The organism is Peptacetobacter sp. (assembly GCF_029264495.1).
GTDB lineage: Bacteria > Bacillota > Clostridia > Peptostreptococcales > Peptostreptococcaceae > Peptacetobacter.
The window spans coordinates 1-9,966 of the sequence record NZ_JARIBH010000052.1; the positions used below are offsets into that span (position 1 = coordinate 1).

Genomic DNA, 9,966 nt, shown 5'->3' on the forward strand with positions numbered 1-9,966 from the left:
TAGGAGAAGTTGTAGAACCTTCAACTAAGAAAAACTTAGAATTAAGAGTTGACGCTGAATACGGTGCAACAGAAGGAAAATTAAAAATAGCTAAAAGAGCAAAAGAACTAGGATTAGATGCAATACATGATACAGTTCATGAAATGTGTAAAGATGAAGCTAGACATGGTAAAGCATTCTTAGGCTTATTAAACAGATATTTTTCTAAATAAATAATATAAGTTATCTAAAAGGCTGTTACATTGACAAATGTTGATGTAACAGCCTATTTTATTATACATAACTTTATATAAAAGAATAGTTTTAATATATAACTATTGTGTTACATGATAATTTTTTTGTTATATTTTATTGTATATAGCCTTAAAAATGTAGAAGAAATATTGCAGGTATGATAAAATAATGGAATGAAAAATATAATATTTTTTAGTAAAGTATTATATTATTAAAAATAGAGGTTAAAATATTTAAAATTATCTCATAAAAAGCTAATTTATAAGTTGTATAAGGAAGAGGTGATAACTGAAATGGCTGAAAAGAAAAAAATAGTAAGGCAAACTAGCAATAAATCTCTAAAGGCAACAGATGCTAAAAAGAAACTTGAAGCTAAGAAAAAATCATTGAAAAGCTCAGATGATATAAAAAAGAATATGAATAAAAGAAAGAACAAAAGAAATTCTCTGAAAAAGAAAAAAGAGAAAAAAAGAAAGCAAATAATTGCAACAATACTTATTTTGGTTTCAATAATAACTATTTTTGTTATGGGATTTAATTTTACACATGTATATAATGGAAGAATTGCAAAAAATATATACATAGAAGGAATAGATGTTTCGGGGATGAGACCAAGTGAAGCTAAAAAAGTATTAGATGAAAAATATAAAGTGGATAGTATAAAATTTGAATATCAAGGCAAAAAATATATAATAAAACCAGAAGAGGTGGATTTAAAATACAATATAGATAAAATTGTAGATGAAGCATATGGATATACAAGAGATGGTAGTTATTATAGAGATTTAAAAAACTATTTCTCTTTAGAGAATAAAAGTCTAAAAAAATACATAGATGTCGTATATGACAAAGAAAAAATGAAAAATAAAATAGAAAAAATAGCTGAAAAATTAGATAAAAAACCTGTAGAAGCAACCATAAAAATATCATCAAATGGAACACATACTACGGAATCAAAAGATGGAATAAAATTAAATATTTCTAAAACTTTATCAGCTTTAACAAATAGTATAGATAATAAAAAGAAAGAAACAATACCTTTGATTATGGAAAAAGATGAACCTAAGGTTAAAACGAGTGATGTTAAATCTATAAATACTAAATTATCAGAATACACAACTTCATTTGTTAAATCTAATAAACAAAGATCTCACAATGTAATAAAATCAGCTAATATAACTAGTGATATCCTTTTGATGCCAGGCGAAGTATTTTCTTATAATGCACATACAGGAAAGACTAATTCAAAAAATGGATATCAAGAAGCTCCAATAATTATTAATGGTAAATTAGAGCCATCAGCAGGTGGAGGAGTTTGTCAAACATCATCTACCATATTTAACAGTGCTTTATTATCTGGTGTAGAAATATTAAATGTAAAAAATCACTCATCATCTCTTTCGTATGTACCTCTAGGAAGAGATGCAACAGTAAATGATTCAGGACTTGATTTTAGATTTAAAAACACACTTAATCATCCTATATATATAAAAAATACAATAGAAAATAAAAAATTAACTTGTACTATATATGGAAGTAAGGATGATAAGAAAAATATAGATATAAATGTAGAAAATCATGCTAAATCTGGTGAAGATGGAGCTATAGAATTTAAAACTTATAGAATATATAAAAATTCAGAGGGAAAAGAAACTAGAAAGGAATATATTTCTGGTGGAGTTTATAGAAGAATAAAAAAATAACTTATATAGAGAATATAGAGAAGAGTTAAAAATAAAAATTATATCAAAAGAAAATAGAATATATGAAAAAATAGGAGTTAATAATTTGACTCCTATTTTTATGTAATAAATTTTGACTAGAATATTTAAACTTTTAAAAGATATATAATTTTAAAATATATAAATCATATATATAGAATAGAAGCTTTTAATTTGTTATAATAAAATAAATTATTATAATAAAATAGGTGGGGTTTCAATGATAATGAATAGGTACGCAGTCGATATTGACAGCGACGTAATGCAAGAAAATAAATTGTATGTAGCAAGAGATACATATTTAGATAAAAAAGTATTAATAAAAATATTTTCTGATAATAAATATATTAGAAGTGACTTTATACAAAATTTTATAGATGTTTCTACTGTAATAAATGATATTAAATCAAAATATATATTAAAAATAGAAAATGTGGGAGGATATTCTTCAATAGATAAATATTATTATTTTATCGTATATGAATATATAGAAGGAATAGAACTTCCAGAACTTATAAAAGGGAATTATCTTCATGCAGAAGCAGTTACAAATATAGCAATTGAAATTTTAAAAGCATTAGAATGTGTAAATGAAATAGATAATAAGATACTTATTGATGGAATCAGCAATATAAATTATCATGGTTCTTTAAAAATTCAAGATATAATAGTAGATAAAGAATATAATATAAAAATTGCAGATTTTGGAATTACAGCTGCAAATAAGGGCAAAAATATAAGAGCTAATGGAAATTATAGATATATGTCTCCTCACCAATTGTGCGTGGAATATACAGATTATGAAAGTGATTTATTTTCATTTGGTATTATCCTTTATGAAATGATTTTTAAAAAAAGACCATTTGGAGAAGGATATGATGAAATTGATATGTTAAATAAAATAGATAAAGGTCCAGACTATAAAAGTATGACAGTATCTAAAGAATACAATGAATTAATAGAAATAAATAAAAAATTATTGAGTAGAAAAAATAAATTCAAAAATTTCAAGGAAGTTATATTAGAATTATCAAATATAATGTATAAAACATCAGAAATAGAAAAAGATCTTGTCAAAAAAGTAAATGATATTGATAAAAAATTAAAAGAAATTGAAGAAAACGAAAATAAAAAGAAAGAAAAAGAACTATTAGAAAATAGAAATGAAAAAATTAAAAAAGGTGTATTTACAATACTTATAATTATGCTTTTGATAAGAATAATTACGCTATTATAAAAAAAATAATTAATTTTAATAAATATAAATAAAACATATTGTAATAATAAATGTACTATGTTATAATCGTATAGGTGAAAAAATGAATAATCACACACAGAATTGCGATCCTTAAAAGGTGCCCAATGGGTTTTTTAGGGAGATGAACAATCTGGAGGAAGAAAAAACCGAGGAGGACAAAAAATGTCAGTAATATCAATGAAACAGTTATTAGAAGCTGGTGTACACTTTGGACATCAGACAAGAAGATGGAACCCTAAAATGGGTAAATATATATTCACAGAAAGAAATGGAATATATATAATAGACTTACAGAAAACAGTTAAAAAAGTAGAAGAAGCTTACAAATTCGTTAAAGAAGTTTCTGAAACTGGAAAACCAATATTATTCGTAGGTACTAAAAAACAGGCTCAGGAAGCTATAAAAGAAGAAGCTGAAAGATGCGGAATGTTCTATGTTAATGAAAGATGGTTAGGTGGTATGTTAACTAACTACAAAACTATAAAAACTAGAATAAACAAATTAAGAGAATTAGAAAAAATGGAAGAAGATGGTACTTTCGATGTACTTCCTAAAAAAGAAGTTATAAAATTAAGAGCTGAAAAAGAAAAACTAGAAAAGAACTTAGGTGGAATAAAAGAAATGCCTGAATTACCAGGTGCTATGTTCGTAGTTGACCCAAGAAAAGAAAATATAGCAATACAGGAAGCTCACAGATTAGGTATACCAGTTGTTGGTATAGTTGATACTAACTGCGATCCAGAAGAATTAGATTTCCCAATACCAGGAAATGACGATGCTATAAGAGCTGTTAAATTAATAACTGCTGCAATGGCTACTGCTGTTATCGAAGGAAGACAGGGAGCTGAAGAAGAAATAGAAGAAGCTGAAGAAGTAGAAGTATCAGAAGAAAACTAATACTAAAAATTGAATGGTAAGGGATTCCCTTACCATTTATAATATCAAACAAAGCAATAATATTTGTAAATTTAGGAGGAACACAAAATGGCTATAACTGCTGCAATGGTAAAAGAGTTAAGAGAAGCTACAGGTGCAGGTATGATGGACTGCAAAAAAGCTTTAACAGAAACTGATGGAGATATGGAAAAAGCTGTAGACGTATTAAGAGAAAAAGGTTTAGCTAAAGCTGCTAAAAAAGCTGATAGAATAGCTGCTGAAGGGCTTGTTGCTATAGAAATGAATGAAGATAACACAGTTGCTTCTGTTGTAGAAGTAAACTCAGAAACTGACTTCGTTGCTAAAAATGAAGACTTCAAAGAATTCGTAAAATTAGTATCAAAAATGGCTTTAAATACAGAAAAAGAAACAGTTGAAGAATTATTAACTGAAGAAGCTGAAGAAGGAAATGACCTTCAGACAGTATTAAACAACAAAGTTGCTAAAATAGGTGAAAAATTAGACTTCAGAAGATTTGCTAAAGTTTCTACAAATGGACAGTTAGCAGGATATATACATGGAGCTGGTAAAATAGCAGTTTTAGTTGAAATGGAAACTGAAGGAAGAGACGAAAAAATACTTAACTTAGGTAAAGACGTAGCAATGCAGGTTGCAGCTATGAACCCTAAATATGTTTCTAGAGATGATGTAGATGCTGAATACATAGCACATGAAACAGAAGTATTAACTCAGCAGGCATTAAACGAAGGAAAACCTGCTAACATAGTTGAAAAAATGGTTAAAGGTAGATTAGAAAAAGAACTTAAAGAAGTTTGTCTATTAGAACAGCCTTTCGTTAAAGATCCTGATTTCACAGTTAAAAAATTAGTTGAAGCAGTTGCTAAAGAAGTTGGATCTGAAATAAAAGTTGTAAACGTTGTTAGATTCGAAGTTGGAGAAGGTATAGAAAAGAAAAACGAAAACTTTGCTGAAGAAGTTGCAAAACAGATGCAGTAATTTTCAAATAGTTGACTAAGAAGAGAGCACGTCAGTGTTCTCTTTTTTAAAAATAACAATTTTTACAAAAATAGGGGGAGCATTGAAAATGGATAAACCAGTTTATAAAAGAGTATTATTAAAATTAAGTGGAGAAGCATTAGCTGGAGAACAAAAACGTGGAATAAACAATGATATAGTTAATCAGATAGCAGTTGCCATAAAAGAAATCAATGAATTAGGTGTAGAAGTAGCCGTAGTAGTTGGTGGAGGAAACTTCTGGAGAGGTAGAACAAGCGAAGGTATGGATAGAACTACTGCTGATTATATCGGAATGCTTGCTACTGTAATGAATGCTATGGCATTACAAGATGCCCTTGAAAATATAGATGTTGCAACTAGAGTTCAAACTGGAATAGAAATGAGACAAGTTGCAGAACCATATATAAGAAGAAGAGCTGTTAGACATCTTGAAAAAAATAGAGTTGTTATATTTGGCGCAGGAACTGGAAATCCTTATTTCTCAACAGATACAGCCGCAGCACTTAGAGCTCTTGAAATGGAAGCAGAAGTTATCCTTCTTGCTAAAAATGTAGATGCTGTTTATGACAAAGACCCAAAAGTATATCCTGATGCTCAGAAATTTGAAAAATTAAGTTATATGGAAGTTATACAAAAAGAGTTAAAAGTTATGGACTCAACAGCTACATCTTTATGTAAAGATAATAACATTCCTATAAAAGTATTTGAACTATCAACAGAAAATATAATAAAAGCTGTTAAAGGTGAAAATATAGGAACAACAGTAGAATAATATTTATAATAAAGCTATAAAAATAATTTAGAAAATGATAAAATATAGATAATAAAATATTAAAACTCAAGATGCAAGGAGGCGTAAAATATGAGACTTGAAGTACATGAACAATTAGAACAGAAAATGGATGCGACTATAGACGCTTTAAAATTTGAATTCGGAACAATAAGAGCTGGTAGAGCAAATGCTGCTATGCTTGACAAAGTAAGAGTAGATTATTATGGAACAATGACACCAGTTAATCAGATGGCAGCTATATCAGTTCCAGAACCAAGAACACTTATGATAACTCCATGGGATAAATCATCTATGCATGAAATAGAAAAAGCTATAGCAAATTCAGACATCGGATTAACTCCAGCTAATGATGGAAACGTAATAAGATTATCAGTTCCAGCATTAACAGAAGAAAGAAGAAAAGAATTAGCTAAAAAAGCTCACAAAGCATCAGAAGATTTCAAAGTTAGAATAAGAAATGAAAGAAGAGACGCCAACGATAAACTTAAAAAAATACAGAAAGATGGCGAAATAACAGAAGACGAATTAAAAAAAGCAACTGACGAAGTTCAGAAAATAACAGATAGATATATAAAAGAAATAGATACACTATACGCTAAAAAAGAAAAAGATATAATGGAGGTATAATATTGGAAAAATATTATAATCTCTTAGGATTGAATGTGGAAGATGTAGAAAAATATTTTGATAATCAAAATATAAAACACCACACAATCTTTATTGAGGGCGGAAAAGATAAGGAAAGACTTAAATTTCCAAGAGCAATAAAAATATCAGAAAAAGCTGATAGTGTAGAAATAACAGCGACATACTTCTCTGACTCCTTGTTATAAGGAGTCAGAATTAATATGGAGGGAAATATGGACAATCTAAAATATGATATAGATTTAGAGAAAATGCCTACTCACATAGCTATAATTATGGATGGTAATGGAAGATGGGCAAAATCGAGATTTCTTCCAAGAACTGCTGGCCATAAAGCTGGAGTAGAAACAATAAGAAAAGTAGTAAAAGAAAGTAATAGATTAGGATTAAAATATCTTACTTTATATGCTTTTTCAACAGAAAACTGGAAAAGACCAAAACTAGAAGTAGATGCTCTTATGAATTTACTTGTTACTTATCTTAGAAATGAAATAGATGAACTTCACAAAAATAATGTCAAATTAACAGCTGTAGGAGATTTTGAACAATTACCAGAAGCATGTGTAAAAGAATTACATTCTGCAATGGATAAAACAAAAGATAATACAGGTGTACATCTTAATCTTGCTCTAAATTATGGAGGAAGAAATGATATAAGAGAAGCAGTTGTAGAAATAGCTAAAAAATATAAAGATGGAGATATAAGTTTAAACGATATAACAGAAGATTTAATAAAAAAACATCTTAGTACTGGAGAAATACCAGATCCAGACCTTGTAGTAAGAACTAGTGGAGAACAAAGACTTAGCAACTTCTTACTTTGGGATGTAGCATATTCAGAATTTTATTATACTGATATACATTGGCCTGATTTTGATGAAAAAGAGTTACAAAAAGCAATATACTCTTATCAAAAAAGGGATAGAAGATTTGGTGGAGTAAAATAAATATGAAAACAAGAATAATATCAGGACTTATACTTTTACCTTTATTATTATTAATAGTATATGGAGGAATACCTCTATACATTGCCGAATTTTTAGTTGTTGGAATTGCTATGCATGAATTTTATAAAGCATTTGAAGCAAAAGAAATAGAACCAGTATTTATAGTTGGATATATTTTTGCAGCATACTTAGCTATAAAAAATATGTTAAAACTTCCTTTAATATATACTTATGCTACAATATTTGCTCTTTTCTTAGTTTGTATAGTATATATGCTTAAAGGTAAAAAAAATATAATAGATGTATCTATTACTTTTTCAGGGATATTCTATGTTGCAGTATTCTTTGATTTTGTAATTCTTACAAAAAATGGATTTGCAAAAGGTGATATTTATGTATGGTTGATATTTATAATATCTTTCTGTACAGATATATTTGCTTACTTTAGTGGATATTTCTTTGGAAAACACAAACTAATACCATCTGTAAGCCCTAAAAAAACTATAGAGGGAAGTATAGGCGGAATATTAGGAAGTACAATTGGTTGTATGATTTTAGGACATTTCTTCGGAATGGAAATGATTTATATGGTTGTAATAGGATTTACAGGTAGCATTATAGCACAATTTGGAGACCTTTTTGCATCATCAATAAAAAGATATGTTGGTATAAAAGACTACGGAAAACTTATACCAGGGCATGGTGGAATCTTAGATAGATTTGACAGTGTTATACTTGTTGCACCATTTGTTTACAATGCAATAAAATTATTTATAATATAAATTAATATAAATTAAAAGGACTACTGAAAATGTAGTTCTTTTTTTGTATAAAATTAAAAATCTATATAATTATATTTTGAAATTTTACTAAACTAATAAAAAATTTATGGATTTATTCAAAGAAGATTCAGTTAAGTATCTTTTATCCGAAATTATACAAAATACTTCTATTTAATTATAATATTTAAAATGGTATAATATTTGGAAGAGACTAAAAAATAAAGTCTATTATCTATATATAATAAAGAAAAAATAAAGCTAAATATAATAATATAATATAGATATATTTTGAAGAATTTAGAAGGGAGATATTTATCTTGAAAAAAATATCAATACTTGGTTCGACAGGATCAATAGGAACACAAACGTTAGACGTAATAAGAGAAAATCCAAATGAATTTGAAGCTGTAGCAATATCAGCAAATAGCAATGTAAAAATGATTCTTGAACAAATAGAAGAATTTAAACCTAAATATGCTGTTATGTATGAAGAAGAAAAAGCAGAAGAACTAAAAAAATTAATAAAAAAAGACTCTAAAACAGAAATATTATCTGGTATGGAAGGTCTAAAAAAAATAGCATCACTAGATGAAGTTGATATTGTCCTTACAGCAGTTGTTGGAATGATAGGATTAGTACCAACTATGTGTGCTATAGAAAATAAAAAAGATATAGCACTTGCTAATAAAGAAACTTTGGTAACAGCTGGTGAACTTGTAATGAATGCAGCAAAAGAAAATAAAGTTAAAATATTACCAGTAGATAGTGAACATAGTGCAGTATTTCAGAGTTTAAATGGTGAAAATAAAAGAGATGTTGAAAAAATAATTTTAACAGCATCAGGAGGTCCTTTTAGAGGGAAAAAAAGAGAAGATTTATTAAATATAACTAAAAATGAAGCTTTAAAACATCCAAATTGGGATATGGGTAGAAAAATTAGTATAGATTCATCTACTCTTATGAATAAAGGATTAGAAGTAATAGAGGCAAAATGGTTATTTGATGTAAAAGCTGAAGATATAGATGTTGTAGTACATCCACAAAGCATAGTACATTCAATGGTTCAATATAGAGATAGCTCAGTAATAGCGCAACTGGGATGTCCTGATATGAGACTTCCTATACAATATGCTCTAACTTATCCAGACAGAATGGAAACGAATTTTGAAAGATTGGATTTTAGAAAAGCATCAGAGCTTACTTTTGAAGAACCAGATTTAGAAACATTCCCTTGTTTAAAATTAGCATATGAATGTCTGGAAAAAGGTGGAACTTATTGTACTGTTTTAAATGCAGCTAATGAAGTTTTAGTAAATGAGTTTTTAGATGACAAAATAGGATTTTATGATATTCCAAAATATATAAAAATAGTATTAGATGAACATGAAAGCATAGAAAATGCTAGTTTAGAAGAAATATTAAAAATAGACTTAGAAACAAGAGAGAATGTTAAAAAACTACTTTCTAATAATTAATTTAATAATTAGTTTAAAATGATATAAAAATAAATATAAAGAACTAAAAAAATAAAATAAATTAGTAATTAAATATAATTAATAATATTATTAATTATATTTGTTAAAAAGAAAAAATAAAGGGGGAATATAATGAGCGTATTAAATATAATTTTCATAGTATTATTATTCAGTTTTATAGTACTATTCCATGAATT

Annotated in this window: 11 protein-coding genes; all 11 read left to right on the plus strand. The window is 27.4% G+C overall.

What is annotated here, in order from left to right; genetic code table 11:
• On the plus strand, positions 1 to 212 hold a 212-nt coding region (locus tag Q1J78_RS04990; RefSeq protein WP_498043804.1), incomplete at its 5' end, for a ferritin family protein.
• 315 nt (positions 213 to 527) lie between these two features.
• The gene (locus tag Q1J78_RS04995) at positions 528 to 1,937 is read left to right on the plus strand and encodes a VanW family protein (RefSeq protein WP_300279640.1); all 1,410 of its coding nucleotides are present in this window, start codon (positions 528 to 530) and stop codon (positions 1,935 to 1,937) included.
• Positions 1,938 to 2,175: 238 nt separating this feature from the next.
• Positions 2,176 to 3,192, plus strand: coding sequence for a protein kinase domain-containing protein (locus Q1J78_RS05000; protein ID WP_300279643.1), 1,017 nt, complete (start codon positions 2,176 to 2,178; stop codon positions 3,190 to 3,192).
• A gap of 183 nt (positions 3,193 to 3,375) precedes the next feature.
• Positions 3,376 to 4,110: a 30S ribosomal protein S2 gene (gene rpsB / locus Q1J78_RS05005; protein ID WP_300279646.1), complete on the plus strand. Its 735-nt coding sequence runs from the start codon at positions 3,376 to 3,378 to the stop codon at positions 4,108 to 4,110.
• Positions 4,111 to 4,197: 87 nt separating this feature from the next.
• Positions 4,198 to 5,106, plus strand: coding sequence for a translation elongation factor Ts (tsf, locus tag Q1J78_RS05010; protein ID WP_300279649.1), 909 nt, complete (start codon positions 4,198 to 4,200; stop codon positions 5,104 to 5,106).
• Between the two features lie 88 nt (positions 5,107 to 5,194).
• On the plus strand, positions 5,195 to 5,899 hold the full coding sequence (pyrH, locus tag Q1J78_RS05015) for a UMP kinase (RefSeq protein ID WP_300279652.1): 705 nt from the start codon (positions 5,195 to 5,197) through the stop codon (positions 5,897 to 5,899).
• Between the two features lie 90 nt (positions 5,900 to 5,989).
• Positions 5,990 to 6,547 (plus strand): ribosome recycling factor, encoded by a 558-nt coding sequence (gene frr / locus Q1J78_RS05020; RefSeq protein ID WP_300279656.1) that lies wholly within the window; start codon positions 5,990 to 5,992, stop codon positions 6,545 to 6,547.
• 2 nt (positions 6,548 to 6,549) lie between these two features.
• Positions 6,550 to 6,753, plus strand: a complete 204-nt coding sequence (locus Q1J78_RS05025; protein WP_300279659.1) for a hypothetical protein — start codon at positions 6,550 to 6,552, stop codon at positions 6,751 to 6,753.
• A 27-nt stretch (positions 6,754 to 6,780) separates the two neighbouring features.
• Positions 6,781 to 7,512, plus strand: coding sequence for an undecaprenyl pyrophosphate synthase (gene uppS / locus Q1J78_RS05030; protein ID WP_300279662.1), 732 nt, complete (start codon positions 6,781 to 6,783; stop codon positions 7,510 to 7,512).
• A 2-nt stretch (positions 7,513 to 7,514) separates the two neighbouring features.
• Positions 7,515 to 8,294 carry a phosphatidate cytidylyltransferase gene (locus tag Q1J78_RS05035; protein WP_300279665.1) on the plus strand — a complete coding sequence of 260 codons (780 nt, stop codon included), beginning with the start codon at positions 7,515 to 7,517 and terminating at the stop codon, positions 8,292 to 8,294.
• 317 nt (positions 8,295 to 8,611) lie between these two features.
• Positions 8,612 to 9,769 (plus strand): 1-deoxy-D-xylulose-5-phosphate reductoisomerase, encoded by a 1,158-nt coding sequence (gene dxr / locus Q1J78_RS05040; RefSeq protein ID WP_330683274.1) that lies wholly within the window; start codon positions 8,612 to 8,614, stop codon positions 9,767 to 9,769.
• Positions 9,770 to 9,966 lie beyond the last annotated feature (197 nt).